The organism is Rhodanobacter sp. FW104-R8 (assembly GCF_001617365.1).
In the GTDB taxonomy this organism is placed as follows: domain Bacteria; phylum Pseudomonadota; class Gammaproteobacteria; order Xanthomonadales; family Rhodanobacteraceae; genus Rhodanobacter.
This window is the reverse complement of sequence record NZ_LVJR01000101.1, coordinates 1-25,218: the sequence shown is the minus strand read 5'-3', so window position 1 is coordinate 25,218 and position 25,218 is coordinate 1. Positions and strand designations below refer to the sequence as shown.

Here is a 25,218-nt window from a genome sequence, read left to right as displayed (position 1 = left end):
GGCCTCGCAGTTGCTGCAGTTGACCGATCGCATGATCAAGACCGTGCCCGAGGTTGATCATGTGTTTGGCAAGGCCGGGCGCGCCGAAACGGCCACCGATCCGGCGCCGCTGGAAATGTTCGAGACCGCGATCACCTTCAAGCCGAAGGACCAGTGGCGGCCCGGCATGACGATGGACAAGATCAAGGCGGAACTGGACAAGGCGGTGCACGTGCCGGGGCTGACCAACCTGTTCGTGCCGCCGATCCGCAACCGCATCGACATGCTCTCCACCGGCATCAAGAGCCCAATCGGCATCAAGGTGCTGGGTACCGACCTGGCTACGCTGCAGACTGTGGCCGATCGGATCGAGACGGTGGCGAAGACCGTGCCCGGTGTCAGCTCAGCGATTGCCGAGCGCCCGACCAGCGGCCGCTACGTCGACGTGCACATCCGCCGTGATGTCGCCGCGCGCTACGGGTTGACCCAGGAGCGCGTGCAGCAACTGATCGCAACCGTGGTCGGTGGCGATCCAATCGGTCAGACCGTCGAAGGGCGCGAACGTTATCCCATCGTGGTGCGCTACCCGCGTGCCGAGCGCGATTCCATTGGAGCGCTGCGGCAGTTGCCGATCGTCGCAGCCAACGGTGCGCAGATTACACTTGGCCAGATCGCTGACATTGCCGTTGAAGCAGGACCGTCCATGCTGAAAAGCGAGGGCGGGCAGCTGGCCACGTATGTCTACGTCGATACGGCCGGCAGCGATTTGGGCACGGTGGTGGCCAACCTGCAACGCGCGGTGGCGCAGCAAGTCAAATTGCCGCCGGGTACGACCGTGGCGTGGTCCGGTCAGTTCGAATACCTGGCCAGTGCCATGGAAAGACTCAAGGTGGTGGTGCCGATTGCGCTGGTGATCATTTTTCTATTGATCTATGCCGTTTTCCGACGCGTGAGCGAAGCGGCGCTGATCATGGCCAGCGTGCCGCTGGCACTGGTCGGCGGTCTGTGGTTGATCTGGTTGCTTGGTCATGCGGTGTCGGTGGCCACGATCATCGGCTTCATCGCGCTGGCCGGAGTCGCCGCTGAATTCGGCGTGGTGATGCTGCTGTATCTGCACCATGCCTGGGAGCACCAACTTGCGCTCGATCCCCACGCCGGCCCAGAAGCGCTGGACGAAGCGATTCGCGAGGGTGCCGTGCAGCGCGTGCGCCCGAAGGCAATGACTGTCGCGGTCATTCTCGCCGGTCTGTTTCCCATCCTGCTCGGCCATGGCGCCGGCTCGGAAGTGATGCAGCGCATAGCCGCCCCGATGATCGGCGGCATGGTCACGGCACCCTTGCTATCCATGCTCGTTATACCCGCGGCGTACCGCCTGCTGGTTCGTTATCGGCTGCGTAAAGCCAGCAAGACAAACGCCACACTTCACTCCAACCCACAAGGAAACTGACCCATGAAAAAGCCATGCATTACCCTCGCGATCACCGCTGCGCTGTTCACGGCTCCGGTGTTTGCCAACCCTCAGCAGATGGATCCCAACATGCCGGGCATGGCTGGGATGCATGAAGCCACACCCGCCGATGTGCAGGGCGTGGGCGTGGTCAAGGCGGTCGACACCACCAAGGGCACCCTCACGCTGCAGCATGAGGCGATTGCCGCCATCGGCTGGCCGGCCATGACGATGCCGTTCAAGGTGGCTTCGCCGGAGCTGCTGACGCACGTGAAGGTGGGCGATAAGGTGCAATTCACCTTCCATCAGGCCAGCACGGGTAGCACGGTGACGGCGATCCGTCCGGCACGTTGACAGACCACGTCGCCGGCTGGCCCCAACTGTCGAGGGTCAGCCGGCGGTCGTGAAAGCAGTACCGCCACGCACGTTATGCGTGCGCCTGGCGGTGTTTGTTGTGGTTGTCATTTTTGGAGAACGACCATGAAATCGTTTACTGCTTGTCTCAGCCTCCCGCTGCTGCTCGCGGGCCTTACCATTGGCCGCATCGCGTACGCGACCGATTCCTACACTGATGGCTGGGTTGGCCATGTGGATGGCCCGCGTTTGGATGTCTGTTATCGAGTCACGCCACTGCCAGCGGTTGGTGCGCGACTGGAGGTCCTGCGGACATCCTTCGTGGTTCCAAACAAAGGGCAGCCCCGCCAACAGTTCGCGGTGGCGGGGTATGCCACGGTAACGTCGATCATCGACGCGCATTGCGTACGTGCCGAGCTGACCCAGGGCACGGCGAAGCGGACCGATCACGCGCGGCGCGCGGACTGAGCGGACGCGACGACAAGGCCGCCAAGGCATGCTCCGCGACGGCCCAAAGCGGCATCGGCAGCCTGTATCCGTACGAACAACGTGGACGGCCCCTCGGCTGGCTGTTCGGAGCAATGGCCGGTGGCATGGCTTTCGGCTCGACTTTCGGTGCCGTGCTGGAGCCTCTGCTTGGTTGGCGCGGCCTCTTTGTTTTGGTCGCCTTGGCCGCCGTGGGTGTGTTCGTGGTGCTGCTGCTCCGCCGTTCACTTATTTCGTCGAGGAGGAAGGCTGTTCCCGAGACGATGGGAGAGCTATTCCTCGGATATCGCGATCTCATCGGCACTCCGCGGGGGCAGCGCACTTATGGCTATGTTTTCGTCAATTCGATTTTTCACTCTGGCGTCTTCACGTGGCTCGGTGTCTATTTCGAGCAGCGTTACGGTCTTGGCCCGGTAGGGATTGGTGTAGCCCTGCTCGGCTACGGGATTCCTGGTTTCTTGTTCGGCCCGCTGATCGGCCGGGCCGCCGACCGCTGGGGGCGCGCCAGGTTGTTGCCCATCGGGCTTGGGTTGGGTGCCCTAGGTGCAGCTACCCTGATTTTCAACGGTCCCCTGATACTCGCGATTGTGGCCGTGACCGTCCTTTCTCTCGGCTACGACATGACGCAGCCCCTCTTCGGGGGCATCGTCACCGCGCTTGGAGGAAAGCGCCCGGGACAGGCGATGGGCTTGAACGTCTTCGCACTATTCGCTGGATTCGGCGTGGGTAGCCTCCTGTTCGGCGAGGCGCTTCGGCTTGGGTTCGGGATGGCGCTTGGCATCTTCGTCATGGTTCAAGCGCTGGCGACCGCGCTGTCCATCGGATGGTTCAGCGCGGAGGTTCCAGTCAACAGAGTCAACAGCTAGCCCGCCAGCGCAAAACCCACGGATATGGATCGAATACATATCCTTGATCACTGGTCTGTTGGCGGGGCCGCGTCGCTTAAACGGCTGCTCCAGCGGGGGAGTAGAGATTGGGAAGCCACGGTTCGGTGCCATCTGGCTCGTAACAGAGTGCCAAGATACTTTCTTCTTCGCTTTTCTATTCCTCATCGGCCCACTGGCACGTGTCCGAAGTTTCATTTCAGAGGTTCGCACCACGCCGTACGCAGACGTCACAGGCCGATAAGCGCTACGTCTGATGCAAAAAATTCAAGGTCGGGCAATGCTCCCCACGCGGCGCATGCGCGCAGTCGTCGGCGAGCTGCATAAGTTCCGTTTCCAGCCGCTTCAGATCCTCCAGCTTGCGGCGCACATCGAGGAGTTTGTGTTCGGTCATTCGACGCGTCTGCTCGCAGGCTCGTTTGCCCTTGAGGTGGAGAAGTCCGGCAATCTCGTCCAGCGTGAAACCCATGGTCTTGGCGCGTCGAATGAACTGAAGACGCGCCAGATCCTGGTGTTCATAGCGACGCACACCGCCCAACGGGCGCTCGGGCTCACGCAGCAGGCCCACCCGCTGGTAGTAGCGCACGGTCTCGATGTGGACGTCGGCGGCCAGGGCCAGCCGGCCGATGGTGAGGGCGGAAGTCATGCTTGACTCCGTAGTTGGGTACGGAAGTTAGTATGCGCTCATGAATACGTTACCAGCCAAATCGTCGCTACCCGCCGTGATCGTCGCGCTGCTCGCGGCGATCGGGGCATCCGTGTGTTGCGTGGTACCGCTGGTGCTGGTGTTGCTGGGCATCAGCGGGGCGTGGATCGCCTATCTCACGGCGCTCGATCCCTGGCGTCCATGGTTCATCGCGGCCACTTTGCTTAGCCTTGGTCTCGCGTTCTGGACGCTGTATGGGCCATGGTCGCGTTGCCGCACCGAGGGCACCTGCGTCGAGCCGACGGTCTTGCGGCGGCGGCGGTTTTGGCTGTGGACAGCCACCGTGCTGACCGTGCCGTTGTTGCTGTTTCCCTATTTCATTGGCTGGTTTTTGTAGGAGACGAACGATGCGTCAGTGGCTATTCGTAATGGTCGCCATCTTGGGGCTGGGCATGGCTCATGCGGCAACACCCACCACGGCCGTGCTGCATGCGGCGAACATGACGTGCCCGAGCTGCAGTGTGACGATCAAGAAAGCCTTGAGCCGCATAGCGGGTGTCACGAGCTCGAAGGTCGATCTCAAGGCCGAGACTGTCACTGTGACGTTCGATGCCGATCGCACGACGGAGTCGACACTGGCGCGCACGGTTACCGAGGCGGGTTTTCCGGCTACGGCGCAAAACCATGGCGGTTGAGCCCATCCTGCAGAGCACGCTGACGTGCCCGCATTGCGACCATCAGGCCACCGAGACCATGCCGACCGACGCCTGCCAGTTCTTCTACGACTGTGAGGGCTGCGGCGAATTGCTCCGGCCCAAGGCGGGCGACTGCTGCGTGTTCTGCTCGTACGGCAGCGTGCCGTGTCCGCCGATCCAGCAACAGAAGTCGTGCTGCGGGTAGACCATCCTTCATAGGGGTCAAACGGTGCCGGTAGGGGGTTGTCTGAATTCATCACGACCGGCGCCCAAGTGAAATTGTCTAACAGCGTGGCTGTCGTATAGGATCATGGGATGTATCGGTCTGCGCCATCACTGCTGACTCGCCTGCGCCGCCACCGCGGATTGTGGGTGTTGGCCGTGGCCGTGTTGCTGATCAAACTGGTCAGCGGATCGATCTGCGTGGCCGATGGACCGGGAGCGCGATTCGCGTCGGCGACCGCTGCTGCCCCGACCACCCTGTTGGCGGACACCGCCGTCAGTTCGGTATCGGCTGACGATGCGAACTCCTGTCTTCTGGGTGAAGGGCGCAGTTGCCACTGTGCCTGTGCCCATTCGGTGACGTTCCCCGTCAGCGCATCGCTTCCCATCGCCATGATGGAAGCACGCTTCGCACCGCTCACCCTCCATTCGGGATTCACGCCGGCCACGACCGGCTCGCTGCTGCGCCCTCCGATCGCCTGAAACCGCTCCGTTACGCGACGCCACCGCCGGTGCAGTTCGTCGCTTCGTGACCGTTTTCAGGAGATCGCTTCATGTCTGTTTTTCGTTCGGTGCCCATCGGCGCCGTGTGTCTGTTGTACGCGGCGATGCTCAGTGCCGCGCCCGTATCCCCTTTCTCCCCACCGGTAGCTCCCCTGCCGACATCGTTGTCGACGTCGCCCTTGCAGGATGCGGTGCGCCGTATCTGGCAAGCCAGTCCCGAGGTGCAGGCCGCGCGCGCGGATCTGGATGCTGCCCAGGCCCGTGCGCGTGCCGCTGCGCAGCCGCTGTACAACCCCTCGCTGTCGCTTGATGCGGAGAATGCCGACGCCAATCGGCGCACGGCCGGCATCAGCCTGCCGCTGGATCTGTCCGGCAAACGCCGCGCTCGCGCCAGCCAGGGCGAGGCCGACCTGCTGGCGGCCGAAGCTGGCTACAACCTGCTGCGTCGCGATGTGGCCACCCGCTGGCTGAAAGCCTGGTCGACGGCCGCACTCGCAGCCCGACAGAGCGAACTGGGGCAACGCCGCCTGGCGCTGATGAAGCGCTTCGATGACTTGGCCGCACAGCGGTTGAAGGTGGGCGACATCAGCAGTCCGGAACGCGACTTGGCCGGCTTGGCGCTCGGTGAGGCGCAGGTGCAACAAGCCACACTCGCGGGCAATGAAGCGGCAGCTCGTGCGGCGTTGCTGGCCATCAGTGGCGATCAACTGACCGCGTTGCCACCGTTGCCCAACGGTATGTCACCGGCGGCGGGCAGTGTTACGCCGTTGCCCGTCGATGAACTGCCCGAACTGCGCCAGGCCCGCGCCCAGCAAGCGAGTGCCGAGGCCGGGGTGCAAGTCGCCCGCCGGGCACGTATCCCCGATCCCACGCTGAGCTTGACCGGCGGACAGGTACGCAGCGGGCCGCGCACCGATCAGGTGATCGGTCTGAGCGTGTCCATTCCGTTGCCGGTGCTCAACACCGGACGTGCCGAAGTGGATGCCGCCCGTGCGGAAGCCGATGCAGCGGCGGCCGGTGTGCGCTCACGCCAGTTTGTGCTGCGCGCCGGACTGCAGGAAGCGCAAGCCCGTTACGCCGCCTTGCGCAGTGCGACCGAAGCCTTTCGCAGCGGCCGGGCCGCTGCATTCGAGGATCGCACCGCGTTGCTGGAGAAGCTCTGGCGTGCCGGCGAAATCAGCACGTCCGATTACCTCGTGCAGCTCAAACAGAGCCTGGACACCGCGCTGTCCGGCCAGGAACTGGAAAGCCAAACCTGGCAGACCTGGTTCGACTACCTCACCGCTGCGGGCCGTCTGACCGACTGGCTCGATGGCCGCACTCAGGACGGTCCTACTCAGGACGGCCTTAATCAGGATATCCCCCGATGAATCTCTCTCTTTTGAAACGCAGCCTGCTGGGCATGGCGCTGCTGGCCGCGTTGGCCGGCCCTGTCATGGCGCAGGAACCCGCACCCGCCAATCCGCTCGCGCTGGATGCCAAGGCGATCAAGGACGCCGGCATCGTGCTCGACAAGGCCGCCACGCGCGCCCTGACCGATGAACTGAAAGCCCCCGGCGAAGTGAAAGCCGATGCGTATTCCACCGTGCTGGTGTCGCCGCGCGTCGAATCGCAGGTGCTGGCCCGCAAGGCCAAGCTCGGCGACGTGGTGAAAACCGGTGCGCCGTTGGTGGTGCTCTCCAGCGTGCAGGTCGCCGAGACGCAAGGCGCGTTGATCGTGGCCGAACAGGACTGGCAACGGATCGCGTCGCTGGGACCGCAGGCGGTGTCGGCACGACGCTACAACGAAGCGAAGGTGCAGCGCGATCAGGCGCGTGCCAAGCTGCGTGCCTACGGGCTATCCGACGGCCAGATCCGCGGCATGCTGCGCGCGGGTTCCGCCAAGGCGGATGGCAGCTATGCATTGCTGGCGCCGACCGCCGGGCGCATCGCCAGTGACGAGTTCCTCATCGGCGAACGCGTCGAGCCCGGCCGTACCCTGTTTACCTTGGTCAACGACGACGCGGTCTGGGTCGAGGCGCAACTCGCGCCGGGCGATGCGGCCCGCGCGCAACCCGGCATGGACGCGCGCGTGCTGGCGCACGACCAGACGCTGACGGGGAAGGTCATCCTGAGTTCGTCGCAGACGAACGAACGCACCCGCACCGTGCCGGTGCGCATCGAAGTTGCCAACCCGAACAACCTCCTGCGCCCGGGCGAATTGGTCGAAGCGCGCATCGCGGTCGGTGAGGCGGTGCCGAAGCTGGCGGTACCGGCCGAAGCGATCGTGTTGCTGCAAAACCAGCCGACCGTGTTCCTGGCCAAAGGCAACGGCACGTTCGAGCCGGCGCCGGTGATGGTCGGCGACACCCGTGATGGCTGGACGATGGTCACCCAGGGCCTCAAGGCCGGCGACACCTACGTGCGCAAGGGCGCCTTCGCCTTGAAGGCCCGTTTGCTGCGCTCGCAGTTGGGAGAAGAATGATGCTGGAACGTCTGGTTGAATTCTCCCTGCGCTACAAGGTGCTGGTGCTGATCGTTTTCGTGGTGATCGGCTTCCTTGGTTTTCAGGCGGTGCGTCAGCTGCCCATCGATGCCTTCCCGGACGTCACACCGGTGCAGGTCAATGTGTACACCGAAGCCTCGGGACTTGCGGCAGAGGACGTGGAACAACTGCTGACCACGCCGGTGGAGTCGGCACTGGCCGGCCTGCCCAAGGTGGAACAGATCCGCTCGGTCAGCCTGTTCGGCTTGTCCTACGTGTCGGTGTACTTCGACGACAGCATGGACATCTACTTCGCCCGTCAGCTGGTCAACGAACGGCTGCAGCAGGTCGGCGATCGCTTGCCGGCGGGTTACGGCAAACCGGCGATGGGACCGAACACCTCCGGCCTCGGCCAGGTGTTCTGGTACACCGTCGAGCGAGCCGACAACAAGCTCAAGGGTGCTACCGCCAGCACCGCGCCGAACGACATGGACCTGCGCACCCTGCAGGACTGGACCATCCGCCTGATCCTGCGCACCGCCCCCGGCGTCGACGACGTCACCTCCTGGGGCGGCCAGGAAAAGCAGTTCCAGGTACGCATCGACCCGATGAAGCTGATCGCGCACAAGCTCGGCTTCAAGGACGTGATCGAGGCGCTGCAGGCCAACAACGCCCAGGTCGGCGGCAACTTCGTCGATGTGGGCCGCGAGCAGTACCTGGTGCGTGGACTGGGCCTGATCCAGAACGCGAAGGATCTGGGCAACATCGTGCTCAAGACCGAGGACGGTACCCCGGTCTACGTGCGTGATGTGGCCACGATCACCGAAGCGGGCGCACCGCGCACCGGTGCGGTGACCCGCGATGGCAAGGAAGTGGTGATGGGCCAGGCGCTTGCCCGCATCGGCGAGAACGCCAAGAGCGTGGTCGATGCGGTGAAAGCCAAGCTCGACACGGTGAAGCAGGCGCTGCCGCCCGGCGTCGTGGTCAAGCCAGTGTACGAACGCACCGAGTTGGTCAATGCGGCCGTGGAAACCGCCGTGCGTGCCTTGATCGAAGGTTCGATCCTGGTCGCGATCATCCTGTTCCTGTTCCTGGGCGAGTTCCGCAGCGCCATCGTGGTGGTGGTGGCGCTCCCGCTGGCCATGCTGATCGCCTTCATCTGCATGAATCAGGTCGGCCTCTCGGCCAACCTGATGTCGCTGGCGGGCCTGGCGATCGGCATCGGCATGATGGTGGACGGCGCGGTGGTGATGGTGGAGAACGCCTACCGCATCATGGCCGAGCGCAAGGCGCATGGGCTCCCGGTGGATCGCACCGCCGCGGTGCTGGCGGCTGCCCGCGAGGTGGCCAATCCGATGGCGTTTGCGATCCTGATCATCATCGTGGTGTTCCTGCCGCTGTTCAGTTTGCAAGGACTGGAAGGCAAGATGTTCAAGCCGATGGCGTTCAACATCAGCTTCGCGATGGCGGGATCGCTGATTCTCGCCTTGACGTTGATCCCGGTACTCGCCGCGCTGGTGCTGAAACCGAAGGAAGAGAAGGACACCTGGTTGGTGGCGTTCCTGAAACGCCATTACGCCACGGTGCTCGCCTGGGCGTTGGCACGTCGCAAACTGGTGTTGGGCATCGCCGCCGGTGCCTTGCTCGGCAGCCTCGCGCTGTTCCCGTTCCTCGGCAAGGAGTTCATGCCCAACCTGAAGGAAGGCGCCATCATGTGGCGGATCACCTCGATCCCGTCGGCATCGCTCGACGAGTCGATCGCCATCTCCAAACAGGTGTCGACGCTGATCAAACAGAAGTTTCCGGAAGTGGAAACCACGCTGGCAATGATCGGTCGCGCCGAGAAAGGCGAGACAGCCGACGTGAATTACATGGAGGTGTACACCCCGCTGAAGCCTAAGGATCAATGGCGCAAGGGCGAGACGCTGGAGAGCATCGAGGAGGCCATGCAGAAAGAACTGTCGGCGGCCTTGCCCACCGCGGTGGTGAGTTACACCCAGCCGATCCAGATGCGTATCGAGGAACTGATCTCCGGTGTGCGCGCCACGTTGGCGCTGAAGATCTACGGCGATGATCTGGGCGAGCTGGATCGCCTGAGCGGCCGCATCAAAAACGCGCTGGCCGGGGTGCCCGGCGTGGCCGATCTCGCGCTGGAGGCAAACATCGGCAAGCCACAGATCCGCATCAAGGTGGATCGCGATGCACTGGCCCGCTATGGCTTGAACGCCGACGACGTGTTGACCGTGGTGAAGAACGGCATCGGTGGCGAACCGGTGACGACCCTGCTCGATGGCGTGAAACGCTTCGACATCGCGGTGCGGCTGGACGATGCGGACAAGGCGTCCTTGCCGGCGATCCAGCGCATCCCGATCCGCACGGCCAGTGGCGCGCTGGTGCAGTTGTCGCAAGTGGCCGAGGTCAGTGATGCGGAAGGCTATTCGTTCATCCGTCGGGAACAGCTGCAGCGTTATGCGGTGATCCAAATGGACGTGCGTGGTCGCGACATCGACGGCTTCGTCAAGGAGGCCAATGCCGCCATCGCGCAGCAGGTGAAGCTGCCGACCGGCTACTACAGCGAATGGGGCGGCGCATTCGAGAACCAGCAGCGGGCGTTGAAGCGGTTGTCGCTGATCGTGCCGGCGACGATTTTCTTCATCTTCGTCTTGCTCTACACCGCGTTCAACTCGGTAAAGCACGCCACGCTGATCCTGGCCAACGTGCCGTTCGCCACTATTGGCGGCATCGTCGGGCTGGCGATTACCGGGCAGTACCTGTCGGTGCCCTCGGCGATCGGCTTCATCGCGGTGTTCGGCGTGGCGATGTTGAACGGCATCGTGTTGGTGAGTTTCTTGAACGAGCAACGTGAGAAAGGCTTGCCCGTGCGCGAGGCGGTGATCCGCGGCACCGCGCTACGCATGCGCCCGGTGATGATGACCGCCAGCGTGGCGATCCTGGGCCTGGTGCCGATGCTGTTGTCCAGCGGCGTCGGTGCCGAAACCCAGCGTCCGCTCGCCACCGTGGTGGTGGGCGGGCTGATCACCTCGACGTTGCTGACGCTGGTGCTGCTGCCGGTGCTCTACGACTGGATCGAAGAACGCGCCGCCCGGCGCCTCGCCAAGGAGAACACCCCATGAAAGAAGTAAAGGCATTCATCCATCGCGGCCGCGTGGTCGACGTCATCCATGCCCTGGAGGACGGTGGGTTCCGCTATCTCTCGGTGAGCGACGTCAAAGGGTTGTTGACCGCGCTCAGTGCCCAGGAACAGATCTATTCGATGGAACTGGGCGAACGGGTGACCAAGCAGATCAAGCTCGAAGTGTTTTGCGAGGACGACCAAGCCGAACGGGCCGTGCAGCTGATCCGTTTGCACGGACGCACCGGCCAGAGTGTTGCGGGCTGGGTCTACCAGAGCACGGTGGATCGGGCGTGGCCGATCGACGGGCGTGTGGATAACGACTAATCGGGGCAGCGGGAGTACTCACGTCGCTGCATCGGTGTCATTTCATAACACGGCGGCGGCCGCGTAGAGTGGTCGCCGCCATGAGGGATTCCAATACCTGAAGCATGCATCCAATCCATCGGGTTACCGGCTCATGTCTGATACGTGTTGTGCCACCACCATCGATATTGCCGCGTTGCAGGCGCGGCAGCGTCGGGTGTTGATGATCGTTCTGGCGATCAACCTCGCTACTTTCACGATGATGCTGGCCGCGGCGATCTACAGCGGTTCGTCGTCGCTGCTGTCCGGCGGGTTGGACAATCTTGGGGATGCGCTCACCTACCTCTTGAGCCTTGCGGTTGTTGGTGCCAGTGACCGCGCGAAGGCCCGGGTGGCGCTGTTCAAGGGCGCACTGATTCTTGGTGCGGCGCTTGCAGTCGCCATCCAGATTGGCTGGCGTCTCCTGCATCCTGGCGTGCCGATCTTCGAGGCGATCGGTATCGCCGCCTTGCTGAACCTGGTCGCCAATGCCGCATGCCTGCGCCTGCTGCTGCCTTACCGCAAAGGCGACGTCAACATGGCCTCGGCCTGGGAATGCTCGCGCAATGACGTGTTCGAAGGTGTCGCCGTGCTGGCAGCGGCCGCCGGCGTCGGCTTCTTCGGCGCCGGCTGGCCCGATCTGCTGGTTGCGTCGGCGTTGTTGTTGATGTTTCTGCGCTCGGCATGGCGGGTGTTCCGCATGGCGTGGCGAAGCTACGTGAGTGGAGACAACTGATGAATGCCGGGCACGATCATGTGGGTACGGAGATCAGGCACGAGACGCCGCTGTGGTGGGCACTCGGCCTGACCAGTATGTTTCTTGTCGCCGAGATCATCGGCGGTCTGCTTACCAACAGCTTGGCCTTGTTGTCGGACGCGGCACACATGGCGACCGATGTGATCGCGCTGACGATCTCGCTGACCGCCGTGCGCCTGGCACGACGTCCCCCCGATGCGAAACGCACCTATGGTTACGCGCGCATGGAAGCCATCGGCGCACTCGTCAATGGTGGCTTGCTGTTCCTCGTCGCCGGCTACATCTTGTGGGAGGCGGTGCGGCGTTTCAGCGAACCGCCGTCGGTGGCCTCCACCGGCATGCTGGTGATCGCGGTGCTCGGGCTGGTGATCAACCTCATCTCGATGCGATTGCTCAAGGCCGGCAGCGGTGAAAACCTCAACGTGAAAGGCGCCTATCTGGAAGTTTGGGCCGACATGATCGGTTCGGTCGGCGTAATCATCGGCGCGTTGATCATCAAGTTCACCGGCTTTTACATTGCCGATCCAATCATCGCCGTGTTGATTGGTCTGTGGGTGCTGCCGCGGACATGGACATTGCTGCGAGAGGCCGGGAATGTCCTGATGGAGGGGACGCCTCGTGGCGTCGATACTGAACGGGTCCGCGCCGAAATGCTGGCCACTCCGGGCGTGGCTGCGCTGCACGATGTGCACGTATGGGCGCTCAGCAGCACGCGTTCGGCGATGGCGGCGCATGTGATCATGGATGGCGACGCATCAGACGCAGAAGCGCTGCGGCTCCGGCTGGCGCAGATGCTGGAGGCGCGCTTTGACATCCATCACGTGACGCTGCAGGTCGAAACAACGTCGTGCGGGCTGGGGTGCGAGGAGCCGCAAAAGGTTTGACCTCACACAGTCGCTTTGCCAAACCGCGAGCCCGGTGCCGCTTCCACGCGATGACTCCCCGTCGGCGTGGCGTGGCTGCGACGGGAACCGTCGTCCTGTCTCAAGCCTGCGCACGTCATTGTGCGTGCGATGCCGATGAACCTGGGCGATCGCGTGCGCCGCTGGCGACGCTGGCCACGGTGGAAGGCCGACAGTATGCGCGGCTACGTGGTCACCGCCGTTGGACGGCGTGGGGCTGGCTCGCAACCCCAGCCCAGCCACTCAGCATGGCCAGCCCACCTATCGCGAGGGCTCCCAGCATATCGCCGGGATAATGCACGCCCAGGTAGATGCGTGCCCATGCCATGAGCAGACCAAGCAGTGCGATCCCGATGCCCCAAACTCGGCTGCGTTGATTCAGCAACAGTATGCCGGCGACGACCCACTGCACGGTCAGGTGGTCGCTGGGAAAGCTGCCGGTCGCCGCATGGGAGACCCATGCTTGGCCGACACCGGCCACGAAGGGGCGCGCTCGATCCCAGACAGCGCCGATGACCAGATTCAGGAGTAGTGCCACGGCAGCGACACCCACCGCTTTCAGGGCGATCGAGCGCATCGACCACCGAGGAAACATCAGCATCGTCCCAAGGAGAGCAGCGGTCAGGATCAACGGCCCATCGGCCAGACCGCGCGCCAGATGCAGCATCGCGGGCGACGGCGGTGTAGACGGATGGATGGCGTGGAACAGTCGAAGGTCAACGGCATACACCACCGGGCCAAGCCCCAATGCCGGAGCGGTCATGGTTTGACGATCGATTCGCTGGCGGCAACCCGCGCTTCCTTCGCTTCGCGCAGAATGCCCAGCGCCTCCTTCAGTACATAGCAGGCGATGGCCGTACCGATCACCAGATCAGGCACCGCGCTGTGCCATAGAAGCACCAGCACACCGGAGACGATGACCGCCAAGTTCGCGAGGACATCGACCCGGGTAAATAGCCAAGTCGCTCGCAAATGCACCTCACCATGACGAAAGCGTTCCAGCAAGCGCAGCACCGTGGTGTTGACGACGAGAGCCACCAAGGCGATGCCCGTCATCCATAAGCCCTCGGGGTGGCTTCCCATCACAAGGCGCCACACGACACCGAGCAAGACGCCTAGCCCCAGCACCAAAAGCAGTGTTCCGCTCAGTTGTGCCGCCGAGGCCTTGAAGCTCGCGCTGCGCGCCCACGCCAGCAGGGCGATGCCGTAGGCACTCGCATCGGCCAGCATATCCAGCGAGTCGGCGATCAATCCCATCGACTGGGCGATCAGCCCCGCGACGATGCCGACCACGAACATCGTGGCATTGAGCCCCAAGGCGACGCGCAGAATTCGGCGTTCCGCTTCATTGGTCGCTTGCACGTGGCAGCCGCAGTCGCTCATGTCTTGTCGCCTTCAGTCTGCATCGGGGAGCACTTCCCGAGTCGTTGGAGGTGACGGGAGTCGTTGACGGCCACGACGGATATTGAACACGAATCCGACAGCCAGCAGCACCAAAATCGCCAACTGGGCCAACAAGGATTGCCAGGTCGGATAGATGCCCAGCAATTCGATATGCGGCACTGGCGCCACGCTCACCGCGACCCAGCCGGCCTCCTGCAGGGCGGCGATACCTTTGCCAGTCAGCGCGATGGCGAGCACGGCGATCAGCGCCGAACTGGCGGAGAAGAATGTGCCGATCGGCAGCCGCCGGCTGGTGCGCAGCAGCACCCAGGCGATTAGCCCCAGCACCGCGGCACCGGCGGCGATGCCGCTGAGCAGCCACACTTCCTGGCCGTCGTTCCACAACGCAGCGTAGAACAGGATGCTCTCGAACACCTCGCGGTACACCGAGATGAAGGCCAGTCCGAACAGGAACCACGCCGAACGTCGGTTGAGCGCGGCCGCCATCTTTTCCTTTAGATACGCCTGCCAGCGACCACCGATGCTCTTCTGGTGCATCCACAGACCGACCCCGAGCAACACGAACGCCGCAAACAGCGACGACAGTCCCTCGGTCAATTCACGACCGGCACCGCTGATGGAGATCGCATAGCTGGCGATCGCCCAGGTGATGCCACCGGCCACGAGCGCAAGGATCCAGCCCGCATGCACGTAGCGCAGCGCTTCGGGTCGCGCGGCCTTGCGTAGAAAAGCGAGCAGTGCGACCACGACCAGCAGGGCTTCCAGACCCTCGCGAACCAGGATGGTGAAGGCACCCAAGAAGATGGCGGCCGCATCGCTCGCCGCATCGGCGGTGACTTCCTGTGCGCGTACCAACAGACCATCAATGGCATCGGCCTGTTTCACCACCGACTCCACGGGAGTGTTACCCGACAATGCGCTGCGATAGGCACCCATCGACGTTTCGAGCTGGGCGCGCAGCGCGCTGTCACGTGCATTGAGTTGCGGTTCGACCGGTTCCACGCCATCGAGGTAGGCGGATAGCGCCAGCTGGGTGGCTTGCGTCTTCGCACCAGCACGGTAAGCCGTCAGGCTCGCCGCCAGTCGCGCCCGTGCCAGGGGGATGCCGGCCAAGGCCTGCTGCTGGATGACGTCAGGGTGAGCTCGCAAGTAACCCACGATCGTCCGAGCACGCTCTGCACCAAGAGTAGGTGTCAGCTGCGCAACACGCGCACGCGACAGCTCCTTCAGATCCGCGATCTGCGCTCGCGCGGCAGTGTCGTGTTGCCAGGTATCGGCACCGGCGACCGCTTCCTTGGCGTAAGCCAGCGAACCCACGTAGTACGCCAGCGCCCAGCGGTCATCGGAAGAGAGTTGCTGCGCGTAGCTCGCCATCGGCGTGCCTGCCACGCCCTGGCTGATCACCTCATACAACGACAGCGCGCTGCGTTGATCGGCCCGCGTCTGATCGGTGAAGTTCACCGGTCGGGGCGATAGCAGCAGGCCAGCGGGCCCGTCACCGTGTCCGGTGGCGCCATGACAAGCGGCGCACTGGTTTTGATAGAGCGTTGCCCCGCGCGCCAGATCGGGAGCGCGTTCCGGTGCGGTCGGCACCGGGTACGCCTGCAGCAACGCATCGGCCAGTGCATGCGCCTGCGTCGCCACCTGCGCGGGTGTCGCCTTGGCCTCGACCGAGGCCACCAACGTATCGGCTTGTTGCAATAGTGCCGGTGTGGCGACGGTCGGTGGCAACGCGGCGATACGCGATCGCGCTGTCGCCGTGAACTCCCGCATCTCGGCGTACTCGGACGTGCTGATCACAGCGCCATCCTTCACCGCGCCCGCGTAATCGGTCGCCAGGTAGTCGAGCATCTGCCAGGTCTGCGGGACGGCGGAAGGGATGTCCTCGGCCTGTGCCGGCAGCGCGCCTATGCCCCACACCAGAAGGGCGGCCACGGCGACGTGGTGCAAGATATTGCGAATGCGTGTCGTTATCATTGTTGAAGTATAGCCAGAGAGGGATTCGGTGGCAGCATGGCGTTCACTGGACGTGCGAGGGGTGCAAACGAAACTGCGGCCACGCGGATCTCAGGACCTCGACACCGGTTCGCGCGAAAAGCAACGCCAGCAAGGCGCCAAAAGCCAGATCGAGCCATGTCCAGCCGCTCCAGGCCATGAGTGCCGTGGTCAGCAAAACGCCGGCATTGCCGATGACGTCATTGCGCGAGCACAGCCAGACCGAGCGCATGTTGATGTCGTGCGAACGAAATCGGGTCAGCAACGCGAGGCAGGTGAGATTGGCGATGAGCGCGACACCGGCGGCGATCGCCATCACACCCGTCAAGGGCTCGGCACCCGTCACCAGCTTGCGGCCGACTTCGGCGATCACGATCCCCGCGAACAGCAGCTGGATGCCGCCTTTCACCAGAGCGGACCCCGCCCGCCACCGCAGGGCCTGTCCCACGGCCCAGAGACTGAGCGCATACACCAACGCATCGCCGAGACTGTCCAGGGAGTCTCCCTGCAGCGCGGTCGAATCAGCCCAAAGCCCCGCGCCGAATTCGCCCACGAAGATCGCCACGTTGATGAATAAGACCGTCCATAACACGCGACGCTGGGCCGCAGAGCGAGCCAACGCTTGACCGGTTGATTCACAGTCGCAACATGCCATCACTTGAACTCTTATGCGGTGTGCGGCGTAGACTAAAGTCCGTAGCTACTACGGAGTCAACCACCGTGCGCATTAGCGATCTGGCGAAAGCCACCGGCTGTCATCTGGAAACCGTACGCTACTACGAGCGCATCGGGTTGCTGCCGCCGCCGGAGCGGTCGACTGCGGGATACCGCAACTATCGCGATAGCGACGTCGAGCGTTTGCAGTTCATTGTGCGCAGCCGCGCGCTGGGTTTTAGCCTCGAAGAAATCCGTAGCCTACTCACGCTTGCCTCACGCACGGAACTGTCGTGCAAGCAGGTCGATGGCGTGGCACGAACGCATCTGGCACAGGTGGAAGCCAAGCAGCGCGAATTGGCGGCGCTGGCCGCCGAGCTGCGGGGCATGATCGAAACGTGCCATCACGACACGCGAGCAACCTGCACCATCTTGCAATCGCTGGCAGGGTAGATGGTCTGCATTCCTCCATTAGCCATCGTCAGGGGTCAGCGTCAGAAGTGGCCGTATCCGTTGTCGGATGGTCAGGAGCAAGGCGCTCATGCTCTCCAGCTCGGCCTCAATGTCTGCCGCCAACTCGGTGATGGTTTCATCGACGCTCGTCGCGGATAAGGCTCCCCCGTTGATCAGGGTGTGCGCCATCCCATGCAACCGGAGAAGATCGGCGCGTAATTCGTCCGGATCGACCAGGACCGCGCGAACGGTGTCGAGATCATCGACCGCACGCAACAGGTGAGTCGTATCAAAGGTCGCGCGCAATTTTTGAAGTCCTATGACGTCGACACCCCCGCGGGGCGACGCGGCGTCGATCCGCCCCGTGCTATTCGATCGCTGGGTCATTCGCTTGCTCCGTTGCTAGGGTCGTCGCCCGCGCGGCTTTGGCGGCATCCTTGAACAGGCGGTCACGAATCCACGGTTCGGGCGGTCGCTTCAAGTCAAGGCGATAGTCACCAAACCGTTTGACGCCGCCGGTCAGATAGGGTGAGAAAAAGGCCACGTCGTGTCCCGACACCGCGAGACCTTCATCAGCAAGCTTTTGAAGGGCGCGCATCATGTCCACGGTGTTCTGCAAGATCACGGCCGAGGCGATCAGATCGTTATACCGAAGACGCTTCTGTTGCTCGTCTGGATCGTTCTCGGCGATCACGTCGCCGCCGAACGAAAAGAACTTCGCGAAGCCGTTGTACGACTCGATCTTATTGGTCTCGGCCGTGACCTCTTGGCGCAAGGGCAAACTACCGATCCAGTTCAACAAAAAGACGGTGCGGTGGGCGCGCCCGAGCTCCTGCGCCGCCAGAAAAAGGCGGTTGCGTTGGCTGCTCGCACCGAGCCGGCGCAGAAGCATCGGGGAGGCGATCCTGCCCGCCTGGATCGAGATAGCAATCTGCAGGAGATCCTTCCAGTGGGTCTCGATCAACGTCCAGTCGATTGCGCCATGAAAGAGCGAGTCGATGTGCTTGTAGTGGGTCTGCTTGTCGGCACGGAAGAAATCGAGATCCTTCCAGTTGCGTATCCGCGGCAACAGATTGATACCGAGCAGGTACGTGAACGCAAACACGGTGGCCGACTGGCCCTGCGTGTCCGAGTACACGGTGTCGGGTTCGACCGACAGCTTGGCTTGCATCAGGCCTTCGATGACGTAGACGGCCTCCCAGATACCCGGCGGGATAAAGTGCCGAAAGGTCGCGATGTAGTTATTCGCGACATGACGATAGGCCACCGCACCCATCTTGCGGTACCGAAAGTGATAGCCCGCCAACAAGTTCTGATCGTAGAAGTCATATTGCGTGCCATCGGCCGCGACGCTCTTGCCGTCACCCCAGAGCCGCGGAAGATCGAGGCGCAGATAGAGCTCAGCCAGTTCGCGAGTGGCGGCTTCGAGCTTTTCGACGGTGACGTGCCGGCGGTTGACCCGCGAAATCATATGCGGGCTGACCTCGCCGACGAAATGGCGCGCGGCTTGGTTGGGCCCCAGGTTGCACCCCATAGCGAAGACCGTTTGCAGATAACGCTCGGTGGCCTGTTTGATCTTCGGCTCGTGCCCCGATATCGGGCCAAAATGCCGCGTGAAGTGCGTCCAGTGCTCGATGTTGGCCAGAATATCCAGGAGGTTCCGCGTGGGGAGTTCACGGCCGAGTGCACTCTGCAGGGCAATCACCGACGCCGGGATATCCCGCGCCTGGACGCGACGCAGCACCGGCTCGCCATCGGCACCGATCGCCACATCTCCCTTGAGTTCGGGAAACGCGGCGTCGATGCGTGCCGCCGTGTCGGTCAACCGTTGTTTCAGCTCGCTGACGCATGCCGCCGCTGAGGGTGGAATATCGACCTTGGCGCAAAAATCGGCGAGGCGCGCTTCGCACTCCGCCCATGGCAGCAAGTGCTCTCGGACGTCGGCGAAGGCCTCCGATCCCACCACACAGGTATCACCGGATTTGAGCTCGCTGGCCAGGTGCGAGAAAACACACATTTCGAGGTAGCGACGATTGACGGACGGGCCATCGTCAGAGCGCATGATGAGCTTGCGCCACCGTTCCGAGCAAAATTGCAGATTCACCGCGTCGGAAACCCATTCGGCTTTGCGACCTTCGTTGGCCAGCACGATGGCCAACGCTTCCATGAGCGATTGGTTCTGCGTCGACGAGACGAAATCAAGCGTGCGCGCAAGCCGCATCAACACTGCACGATGACTGCTGAAGAAACGCCAGAGCAATGGCAGGTGATTGCTACCGCCCGATAGACGAATCGCCGCACAGTCTTCGCGTAACCCCTCCAAATTGCCGTCCGGCGTCAGCAGTGCGCGGATGCGACGTCCGGCAGCAGGGTCTTCCTTTTCCTCCGCGAGGATCGCCAGGACATCGTCCAGTTTCGCGACGAGCTGTTCGGCCATCGCACGTTGGTGCATCTGAATCGCGGTGAGTTCTTCCTTGGCGCGTTTGTGCAGCGTACTCACGCGGCGAATGAACATTTCCGCGAGATCGTCGCGTGCGCGAACCCGCATGCGGTGAATCAGTGCGAGCATCAGGGCGTATCGCCGGCTAGGTACTGTGCGTTTGAGGTCATCCGCATCGAGCAAAGCGGCTTGGTGGGCGAGGTGCCGGATCTTGTTCACGGGGGCATCGCGGAGTGAATCATCCACGTCGCCCAGTGTCTTCAGCCACGCCAACTGATCGAGAACGGCTTCGAGGTGCTTTTTGGTCGCCCGCTTGGGGATGGCCTTGATCGCCTGGAAAGCCGACTGCCGCTGGGCGAAGTCGGTGGCCAACAGACTGTCCAAAAAATCCCGACGTTCGGTCGTCAGACCCGCGCTGACGCTGTCATACAGGCGCTCTTGCGCAGTCACGGCCGCGGCTTCGGCGATCCTGTCCAGCGTGGAGAACGCCGGCAGCTCGTACCGGCGATAGATCAGCTCTTCGATCGTTGCATTGATGACGTCAACACGCTGGTCCATGACTTCGGACGCTTCATACGCTGCACGCACGGCAATGCGTTGTGCTTCCTTGCCGTAGTAGCGTTGGATGTCGAGATAGGTACGGACGGCCGCGAAATGCCGATAGAGGGTCTTGGAGCCCCGATAGTCAGCCGCCGTGGCTGGCTTCAGGTTCAACACCGTCCGAATGTGGCCGATGATCTCAGCCGGCACGCTCTCCAAGGCAAGAAAGTAATGCAACTGCTGAAACGTCTTGAGCAGCACGATCAAGCCCAAGCGGCCCGCATCGCTACGAGCAAAGCCCGAAGCCCATTCCACTTCGTCCGCATCGGGGGTGTAATACCGGAGCAGGTCGCGTGTCGTGATCACACGAGGAAACCGCGGGTACGCGGTGCGCTCAAGATTCGCCATGGCCACCATCCGAGAGAGAGGGTGGCTTTGAGCTTAACGAACGATGGTGACCAAGACCAACCGCGAACACGATTTTGTTGCAGTGTCACACAGTTGCAGCACGCTATGACCCAATTTTACCCGTATCCGGGCACGACCCCTGGATGACGTGCGTCGTTTGCCCGCACTGAAAAACCTGGCGGAATTGTCCGTGTCGGATGAGGAATTTTTACGCACCCGCATGGCCATCTTTTGAATCGGGTCATCGGATGCGCCAGGCGGGGTGATGTTTGTGCGCGGATAGCCCGCGTGGAGCACGCGCCGGCGGTCATGACGCATCGTCGCCCGAAACCGATGAGGGGGACGATGCGTGCGACGCATGCAGGATGCCATCGTCGAGCAGGCGCGCCGCGGGATTGTCGGTCACGCCACCGGCCTGGAAGTACCCGATTACGCTGCCCACCGCGCGGTGCTCGGTCATGGCCATCAACGCCGGCAGCGCGATGCCTTGGCGGCCGCCTTCGGTGACAAAGCCCGAGCGCAGACTGTGCCCGCCGAAGTCCCCCTCCAACCCAGCCATCGCGGCGCGGCGTTGCACGATGGCTGCGACCGAGGCGGGTGAGAGGCCGCCACCAATGCGGTGCCGCCACAGCCGACGGAAGATCGGGCCGTCCGTGAGCTGAGCCGCCGCCAGCCAAGCGGCCAGTGCGTCGGCCGCGGGACCCAGGATGGGCTTGTCGGGCGTGGCGGTGACGCTCGGTCCGGCCTGTTGGGTCTTACTGTGCCCCAGGTGGTACACGAACGCGCGCTCGCCGACCCGGCGCAGATCGCTCAGGTCCGCGGCGGCCACTTCACTGCGTCGGCGCCCGCCGCTGGCGAACGCGAACAGCAGCAGCGCGCGATCGCGCACCCCGGTCAGGGAGGCATCGCAGGTGGCCAGCAGCGCGGCCAGCTCGGGCTGGGTGATCGCGGTCTTCTTGGTGGGGCGGTCGCCGCGTTTGACCGCGGCGCGGCGGGCGCGGGCCAGCAGGTGACGGACGGCCGGCTGCTCGCACGGGTTGGCCACGCGACGCCACTGGTGCGCTTTGGACAGCACGGCGATCCGATGGCTGATCGTACTCAACTTCAGCGGCCCCAGGCGTTGTTTGAGGCCGGCCTCGACCAGTGCGGCATCCAGTGCGGGCGGCAGCTCCCAGGTGAGCGCCGATTCGCTCCGACGGGCCAGGTGGTCGACGATGAACTGGATCACCACCGCCTCGGGCAATGGCAGGGCAAACGGCTGGCCGTAGCGGCCCTGATACCAGGCGGCGCAGTAGCGCAGCGCGCTGGCATAACTGCGCGCGGTGTTCGCCGACGCCGCTTCGGCCAGGATGTCGCGCACGGCCGCCGCCGCTTCCGTGGCCAATTGCTCCGGCGGAGCGATAGGAGGCAGGGTGGGAAGTCGCAAATCGCTGTTTCTTTTCATATGTAGTATGTAAGATAAGTAACGATTAGAAAGGCCTACTTGCGATAACGATCTATTATCGCTTGTATAGCACCAAACCCGGTCACGCCGCACAGAGGAAAGCTTCGCCATGGCCAAAGGCATCACCGAAGCGCAGGTTCACGCCGCCGCCGACGCCCTCGTGGCCGCCGGCGAGCGCCCCACGGTGGAGCGGATCCGCGCCCACCTCGGTACCGGCTCGCCGAACACCGTCACCCGGCTACTCGATTCGTGGTGGCAGGCGCTGGGCGCCCGATTGACCGCACAGCAGGCGATGGCATCGATCCCCGACGTCCCCGCCGGAATCGCCACCCTGGCGGAACAATGGTGGGCACAGGCGTGGCAGCAGGCGCGCGAGGCCGTGCATGCCGACCTTGCCCGTGAGCGGCAACAACTCGCCGACGATCGCGTGGCGCTTGATCGTGAACGAGAGACCCTTCAACAGGCGCACGCGCAACTCCAGCAAGCGCTCGCGCAGGCGCAGCAGGCCGAAACGGCCATGGCGGCACGCTTGGCCGATATTCAACGGCTCGTCGAGCAGCAAGCCGCACAACTGGCGGATCTGACCCAGCAGCGGGAAGCGCTGGAAGCGCGTAACGGGCGACTGGAAGCGGAGTACCTCAGCGTCACAGCGCGCCTGCAGGCCCAGGAAGCCACCGCGGCCGCCGAACGCGAATCGCTGGCCCAGCAACTGCGCGCCGCGGAAGATCATGGCCACGCCGAGGTGGATCGCGCCCGCCAGGAGAGCAAGGGATGGCGCACCCGGCTGACCGCTGTGGAGAAGGAACGTGCTGCCGAGCGCGAGAAGCATCGGCACGAACTGACCACCGTCCGCGCCAGTTTGACCACGGCGCAGCAAGACGTGGCGGCGTACCGGGCGCGTGTCGAGACGCTGGAGCGCCAATGGGCCACGTTGGGCGATCTGCCCGCGATCCTTCGGGCCCAAGGTCAGGCCACGAAGGTTAAGCGCCCAGGAGCGGCCAAGAAGGCCGCAAAATCGGCCAGGCCTCGCACGCGTTCCTCCCGTTGAGATGCCGGCCCCGCCGAGTCAATCCGACCCACCGCAAGGTCGAAGTGTCACTATTTGCAGCAAAATCATCGCGGACCACCGCCGATCAGCCCGAATTAGGGTCTCAAAAAGGGGTAACAGCAACTCTTTGATTGAAATGATATTTGCTAAACTCGCAAGATCTTTTTATTAATACAATCAATGTGTTGCCGAATGGCGCGAAGCGTTACTTTTTGCACCTAAAACAAGGCAGCACCAGCAAGCGCGTGTGGAGACCGAGATGGGTGCGAAGAACCAAGCTCTGCAGGATGGGCAGGCGCTGCAACAAAGGTTCATCACCTTGCAGACCGAGACGGCTGAACAGATCGAACGTATCCGTCAAGCTCAAACCGAACAGGCCGAGGAATTCCAAGCCGCGATCTCGAGCCGAGATGCGGCTTTCCAGATCGAACGCGATAAAGCGAATGAGCGACTGGAGATCGCGCAAGCACGCATGCTGCAGGAGATCGACGCCGCACGCGAAGGCCAGCGGCGCGCGGAAAACCAGCTGACCAAAGCGCGAGAGCGACTGGAACAGCAGCAGGCCAGCTTGGCGGAGTTACGCTTGGATGCAGGGCGCCATCGTCGCGAGTTGGCTGAGCGTGATATCCGCCTTGAAGCACTGGCCACTACTGTCGCAGAGCGGGATCGGATGGTCATCGAGTTGGCCGCAGTTCGCGGTCAATTGGAAGGGATGGGCACGGCGGTGCAGTCGCTCGAAGCCCGGGCGAAAGCCGCAGAGGCTCGGTTAACTCAGACACCTGCACCGCCTCGAAAACGCCGGCAACATTGAACATCGAAAGACGCGCTTTACATTTTTGGGGGTTGGGCAAAATTAGCCATGCGGTCGCTTGAAACTCGGGCTACCGCCGCCGAGTCGCGCCTTACTGCTTAGCTGGCCGAGCAGGCATCGCCGGCGACGGCTCGAAGTAAGTATCCCCCGGCAAAGCCGGGGGCTTTACGATTGCTGGCCCCTCAAAGGGGCCTATTCGCAATCGGCGAAGATCAAGAGCACAAAGCAACACAGCGCGGAGCGAAATCCCGGAGCCGTCAAACTTTGAGAGTCCCCCGGCAGAGCCGGGGGTTTTCCATCGACTAATAAGCGGGGCAAGCAGCGGGATGCGTAAGCCATGTTTGAGGCCTATGACCCAATTTTTCCCATATCCGGGCACGACCCTAAATCCATGACAGACAAAGAATATTTATCCTTATCCCGGTTTTCCGTTCCATTGCTCCCCAAACCCCAAGCTCAAGCATCTGCCAAAGAACCCGTGGACGCATGCGGCTCAGCTGCAAGCGGCGTAAAGGTCAACCACACGGATCGAGAGAGAGCCATAGATTCGCACTGAAAGCTGGCCAAAACTGTTGCCAAAATTCATTGTTCAACTTGCAACCTCTACTGTGGCTATATTGCCGAACGCTGGAGTTAAGTGGCGGTGGAGCCCTACCCCGTTCGCTCAGATGAGTTGTTAGTGCACAGCACAGGGGTCATTGTGCGCGCAGAAATCTACTCAACTGATAGTCTCTAGAAGAAATAGGCCAAACTCCAGCTGTTCACCTCGATTAAACTCACTGACATCGCCGGATTGCGTAATAATGCGATCCTCGACTTGGCTTGGATAGACAGCTAGGTGCCAACGGCCAAATGCCTTCATTTCCCGCGTTGGCTCAAGTCCAAGCCCGCGATATATTCCACAAGCTTCCAGAAGCAGATGATCCGTGCTCAATGTAGATGGATCGAGCGCCTTAGCTGAGTCCTTGTCAGCATGCTTTAGGAAATTAGCACCTAACCTATTTTTGCGTTGCAACCATGCTTTGAACTCCGCTGCCTCTTGGGGCAACGGTATGCCGGGATACGCTTTTTGTAGGTCCGACAAAGTATCGGCATAAAGGGCTAGCTCCGTTTTTCCACTCTTATTGTCTAGCAGGCTATTGAGAAACTCCCCCGGGTCGTCGCGGTCATAGTTTGCCTCAATCGCAGAGCTATCAACCCCCG

26 protein-coding genes are annotated in these 25,218 nt (G+C 62.8%); 17 read left to right on the top strand and 9 right to left on the bottom strand.

The features are described 5' to 3' along the window. From RHOFW104R8_RS13310 to RHOFW104R8_RS13300, 4 genes are all read left to right on the top strand, one after another. Positions 1-1,426, top strand: a 1,426-nt coding sequence (locus RHOFW104R8_RS13310; RefSeq protein ID WP_161487806.1) for an efflux RND transporter permease subunit, incomplete at its 5' end; no start/stop codon positions are given. Between the two features lie 3 nt (positions 1,427-1,429). After that, positions 1,430-1,780 (top strand): copper-binding protein, encoded by a 351-nt coding sequence (locus RHOFW104R8_RS13305; protein WP_027485197.1) that lies wholly within the window; start codon positions 1,430-1,432, stop codon positions 1,778-1,780. Positions 1,781-1,906: 126 nt separating this feature from the next. Next, positions 1,907-2,248, top strand: a complete 342-nt coding sequence (locus tag RHOFW104R8_RS17875; RefSeq protein WP_168149676.1) for a hypothetical protein — start codon at positions 1,907-1,909, stop codon at positions 2,246-2,248. After that, positions 2,182-3,132, top strand: coding sequence for an MFS transporter (locus RHOFW104R8_RS13300; protein ID WP_231381789.1), 951 nt, complete (start codon positions 2,182-2,184; stop codon positions 3,130-3,132). Before RHOFW104R8_RS17875 ends, RHOFW104R8_RS13300 begins: the two co-directional genes overlap by 67 nt. A 265-nt stretch (positions 3,133-3,397) precedes the next feature. Here RHOFW104R8_RS13300 and RHOFW104R8_RS13295 read toward each other — a convergent pair whose 3' ends face one another. Then, on the bottom strand, positions 3,398-3,796 hold the full coding sequence (locus RHOFW104R8_RS13295) for a MerR family DNA-binding protein (protein ID WP_027485198.1): 399 nt from the start codon (positions 3,794-3,796) through the stop codon (positions 3,398-3,400). A 40-nt stretch (positions 3,797-3,836) separates the two neighbouring features. Here RHOFW104R8_RS13295 and RHOFW104R8_RS13290 point away from each other — a divergent pair, with 40 nt between their 5' ends. The 10 genes from RHOFW104R8_RS13290 to RHOFW104R8_RS13245 all read left to right on the top strand — a co-directional run bounded on the left by RHOFW104R8_RS13290 (position 3,837) and on the right by RHOFW104R8_RS13245 (position 12,800). Beyond that, complete coding sequence (locus tag RHOFW104R8_RS13290) at positions 3,837-4,193, top strand: mercuric transporter MerT family protein (protein ID WP_027485199.1); 357 nt, start codon at positions 3,837-3,839, stop codon at positions 4,191-4,193. 10 nt (positions 4,194-4,203) lie between these two features. Next, complete coding sequence (locus RHOFW104R8_RS13285) at positions 4,204-4,491, top strand: heavy-metal-associated domain-containing protein (RefSeq protein ID WP_027485200.1); 288 nt, start codon at positions 4,204-4,206, stop codon at positions 4,489-4,491. Continuing rightward, on the top strand, positions 4,481-4,696 hold the full coding sequence (locus RHOFW104R8_RS13280; protein WP_027485201.1) for a GDCCVxC domain-containing (seleno)protein: 216 nt from the start codon (positions 4,481-4,483) through the stop codon (positions 4,694-4,696). Before RHOFW104R8_RS13285 ends, RHOFW104R8_RS13280 begins: the two co-directional genes overlap by 11 nt. 176 nt (positions 4,697-4,872) lie before the next feature. Then, positions 4,873-5,196, top strand: a complete 324-nt coding sequence (locus tag RHOFW104R8_RS13275) for a hypothetical protein (RefSeq protein ID WP_223250752.1) — start codon at positions 4,873-4,875, stop codon at positions 5,194-5,196. A 212-nt stretch (positions 5,197-5,408) separates the two neighbouring features. After that, positions 5,409-6,587, top strand: a complete 1,179-nt coding sequence (locus RHOFW104R8_RS13270) for a TolC family protein (RefSeq protein WP_043795569.1) — start codon at positions 5,409-5,411, stop codon at positions 6,585-6,587. 32 nt (positions 6,588-6,619) lie between these two features. Continuing rightward, positions 6,620-7,681 carry an efflux RND transporter periplasmic adaptor subunit gene (locus RHOFW104R8_RS13265; protein ID WP_407071447.1) on the top strand — a complete coding sequence of 354 codons (1,062 nt, stop codon included), beginning with the start codon at positions 6,620-6,622 and terminating at the stop codon, positions 7,679-7,681. Beyond that, on the top strand, positions 7,681-10,815 hold the full coding sequence (locus RHOFW104R8_RS13260; RefSeq protein WP_063107839.1) for an efflux RND transporter permease subunit: 3,135 nt from the start codon (positions 7,681-7,683) through the stop codon (positions 10,813-10,815). The genes RHOFW104R8_RS13265 and RHOFW104R8_RS13260 overlap by 1 nt, the downstream gene beginning before the upstream one ends. Continuing rightward, entirely contained in the window at positions 10,812-11,141 is a 330-nt protein-coding gene (locus tag RHOFW104R8_RS13255) for a P-II family nitrogen regulator (RefSeq protein WP_027485205.1), read from the top strand. The genes RHOFW104R8_RS13260 and RHOFW104R8_RS13255 overlap by 4 nt, the downstream gene beginning before the upstream one ends. A 133-nt stretch (positions 11,142-11,274) precedes the next feature. Further along, positions 11,275-11,895 carry a cation transporter gene (locus RHOFW104R8_RS13250; protein ID WP_027485206.1) on the top strand — a complete coding sequence of 207 codons (621 nt, stop codon included), beginning with the start codon at positions 11,275-11,277 and terminating at the stop codon, positions 11,893-11,895. After that, positions 11,895-12,800 carry a cation diffusion facilitator family transporter gene (locus RHOFW104R8_RS13245; protein ID WP_043795557.1) on the top strand — a complete coding sequence of 302 codons (906 nt, stop codon included), beginning with the start codon at positions 11,895-11,897 and terminating at the stop codon, positions 12,798-12,800. The genes RHOFW104R8_RS13250 and RHOFW104R8_RS13245 overlap by 1 nt, the downstream gene beginning before the upstream one ends. 211 nt (positions 12,801-13,011) lie before the next feature. Here the strand turns inward: RHOFW104R8_RS13245 and RHOFW104R8_RS13240 are convergent, their stop codons facing one another. From RHOFW104R8_RS13240 to RHOFW104R8_RS13225, 4 genes are read right to left on the bottom strand one after another with little or no spacing between them, the layout of a single operon-like run. Next, positions 13,012-13,581 (bottom strand): phosphatase PAP2 family protein, encoded by a 570-nt coding sequence (locus tag RHOFW104R8_RS13240; RefSeq protein WP_027485207.1) that lies wholly within the window; start codon positions 13,579-13,581, stop codon positions 13,012-13,014. Beyond that, positions 13,578-14,201 (bottom strand): cation transporter, encoded by a 624-nt coding sequence (locus RHOFW104R8_RS13235; protein WP_027485208.1) that lies wholly within the window; start codon positions 14,199-14,201, stop codon positions 13,578-13,580. The genes RHOFW104R8_RS13240 and RHOFW104R8_RS13235 overlap by 4 nt, the downstream gene beginning before the upstream one ends. A 12-nt stretch (positions 14,202-14,213) precedes the next feature. Then, the gene (locus RHOFW104R8_RS13230) at positions 14,214-16,199 is read right to left on the bottom strand and encodes a cytochrome c/FTR1 family iron permease (protein WP_063107818.1); all 1,986 of its coding nucleotides are present in this window, start codon (positions 16,197-16,199) and stop codon (positions 14,214-14,216) included. A gap of 43 nt (positions 16,200-16,242) precedes the next feature. Beyond that, complete coding sequence (locus RHOFW104R8_RS13225) at positions 16,243-16,809, bottom strand: cation transporter (RefSeq protein ID WP_206370854.1); 567 nt, start codon at positions 16,807-16,809, stop codon at positions 16,243-16,245. Between the two features lie 128 nt (positions 16,810-16,937). Between RHOFW104R8_RS13225 and RHOFW104R8_RS13220 the strand changes: the two genes are divergently transcribed. Continuing rightward, complete coding sequence (locus RHOFW104R8_RS13220; RefSeq protein WP_027485211.1) at positions 16,938-17,324, top strand: helix-turn-helix domain-containing protein; 387 nt, start codon at positions 16,938-16,940, stop codon at positions 17,322-17,324. Between the two features lie 18 nt (positions 17,325-17,342). Here RHOFW104R8_RS13220 and tnpC read toward each other — a convergent pair whose 3' ends face one another. The 3 genes from tnpC to RHOFW104R8_RS13205 all read right to left on the bottom strand — a co-directional run bounded on the left by tnpC (position 17,343) and on the right by RHOFW104R8_RS13205 (position 22,156). Next, positions 17,343-17,711 (bottom strand): Tn3 family transposase post-transcriptional regulator TnpC, encoded by a 369-nt coding sequence (gene tnpC / locus RHOFW104R8_RS13215; protein ID WP_068205447.1) that lies wholly within the window; start codon positions 17,709-17,711, stop codon positions 17,343-17,345. Beyond that, the gene (locus RHOFW104R8_RS13210; RefSeq protein ID WP_063107840.1) at positions 17,692-20,712 is read right to left on the bottom strand and encodes a Tn3 family transposase; all 3,021 of its coding nucleotides are present in this window, start codon (positions 20,710-20,712) and stop codon (positions 17,692-17,694) included. Before RHOFW104R8_RS13210 ends, tnpC begins: the two co-directional genes overlap by 20 nt. A 307-nt stretch (positions 20,713-21,019) precedes the next feature. After that, positions 21,020-22,156 (bottom strand): site-specific integrase, encoded by a 1,137-nt coding sequence (locus RHOFW104R8_RS13205; RefSeq protein WP_015447702.1) that lies wholly within the window; start codon positions 22,154-22,156, stop codon positions 21,020-21,022. Positions 22,157-22,265: 109 nt separating this feature from the next. On the opposite strand from RHOFW104R8_RS13205, the gene RHOFW104R8_RS13200 reads away from it, so the two are divergent. Next, entirely contained in the window at positions 22,266-23,204 is a 939-nt protein-coding gene (locus RHOFW104R8_RS13200) for a DNA-binding protein (RefSeq protein WP_015447701.1), read from the top strand. Positions 23,205-23,463: 259 nt separating this feature from the next. Then, the gene (locus RHOFW104R8_RS13195) at positions 23,464-24,015 is read left to right on the top strand and encodes a hypothetical protein (RefSeq protein ID WP_235605148.1); all 552 of its coding nucleotides are present in this window, start codon (positions 23,464-23,466) and stop codon (positions 24,013-24,015) included. A gap of 718 nt (positions 24,016-24,733) precedes the next feature. Here RHOFW104R8_RS13195 and RHOFW104R8_RS17630 read toward each other — a convergent pair. Further along, positions 24,734-25,218, bottom strand: a 485-nt coding sequence (locus RHOFW104R8_RS17630; protein WP_161487805.1) for a hypothetical protein, incomplete at its 5' end; no start/stop codon positions are given.

Coding starts and splice junctions, on each gene's coding strand:
- RHOFW104R8_RS13305 (WP_027485197.1), top strand. CDS start 1,430: ATGAAAAAGCCATGCATTACCCTCGCGATCACCGCTGCGCTGTTCACG.
- RHOFW104R8_RS17875 (WP_168149676.1), top strand. CDS start 1,907: ATGAAATCGTTTACTGCTTGTCTCAGCCTCCCGCTGCTGCTCGCGGGC.
- RHOFW104R8_RS13295 (WP_027485198.1), bottom strand. CDS start 3,796: ATGACTTCCGCCCTCACCATCGGCCGGCTGGCCCTGGCCGCCGACGTC.
- RHOFW104R8_RS13290 (WP_027485199.1), top strand. CDS start 3,837: ATGAATACGTTACCAGCCAAATCGTCGCTACCCGCCGTGATCGTCGCG.
- RHOFW104R8_RS13285 (WP_027485200.1), top strand. CDS start 4,204: ATGCGTCAGTGGCTATTCGTAATGGTCGCCATCTTGGGGCTGGGCATG.
- RHOFW104R8_RS13280 (WP_027485201.1), top strand. CDS start 4,481: ATGGCGGTTGAGCCCATCCTGCAGAGCACGCTGACGTGCCCGCATTGC.
- RHOFW104R8_RS13265 (WP_407071447.1), top strand. CDS start 6,620: ATGGCGCTGCTGGCCGCGTTGGCCGGCCCTGTCATGGCGCAGGAACCC.
- RHOFW104R8_RS13260 (WP_063107839.1), top strand. CDS start 7,681: ATGCTGGAACGTCTGGTTGAATTCTCCCTGCGCTACAAGGTGCTGGTG.
- RHOFW104R8_RS13255 (WP_027485205.1), top strand. CDS start 10,812: ATGAAAGAAGTAAAGGCATTCATCCATCGCGGCCGCGTGGTCGACGTC.
- RHOFW104R8_RS13250 (WP_027485206.1), top strand. CDS start 11,275: ATGTCTGATACGTGTTGTGCCACCACCATCGATATTGCCGCGTTGCAG.
- RHOFW104R8_RS13245 (WP_043795557.1), top strand. CDS start 11,895: ATGAATGCCGGGCACGATCATGTGGGTACGGAGATCAGGCACGAGACG.
- RHOFW104R8_RS13240 (WP_027485207.1), bottom strand. CDS start 13,581: ATGACCGCTCCGGCATTGGGGCTTGGCCCGGTGGTGTATGCCGTTGAC.
- RHOFW104R8_RS13235 (WP_027485208.1), bottom strand. CDS start 14,201: ATGAGCGACTGCGGCTGCCACGTGCAAGCGACCAATGAAGCGGAACGC.
- RHOFW104R8_RS13230 (WP_063107818.1), bottom strand. CDS start 16,199: ATGATAACGACACGCATTCGCAATATCTTGCACCACGTCGCCGTGGCC.
- tnpC (WP_068205447.1), bottom strand. CDS start 17,711: ATGACCCAGCGATCGAATAGCACGGGGCGGATCGACGCCGCGTCGCCC.
- RHOFW104R8_RS13210 (WP_063107840.1), bottom strand. CDS start 20,712: ATGGCGAATCTTGAGCGCACCGCGTACCCGCGGTTTCCTCGTGTGATC.
- RHOFW104R8_RS13205 (WP_015447702.1), bottom strand. CDS start 22,156: ATGAAAAGAAACAGCGATTTGCGACTTCCCACCCTGCCTCCTATCGCT.
- RHOFW104R8_RS13200 (WP_015447701.1), top strand. CDS start 22,266: ATGGCCAAAGGCATCACCGAAGCGCAGGTTCACGCCGCCGCCGACGCC.
- RHOFW104R8_RS13195 (WP_235605148.1), top strand. CDS start 23,464: ATGGGTGCGAAGAACCAAGCTCTGCAGGATGGGCAGGCGCTGCAACAA.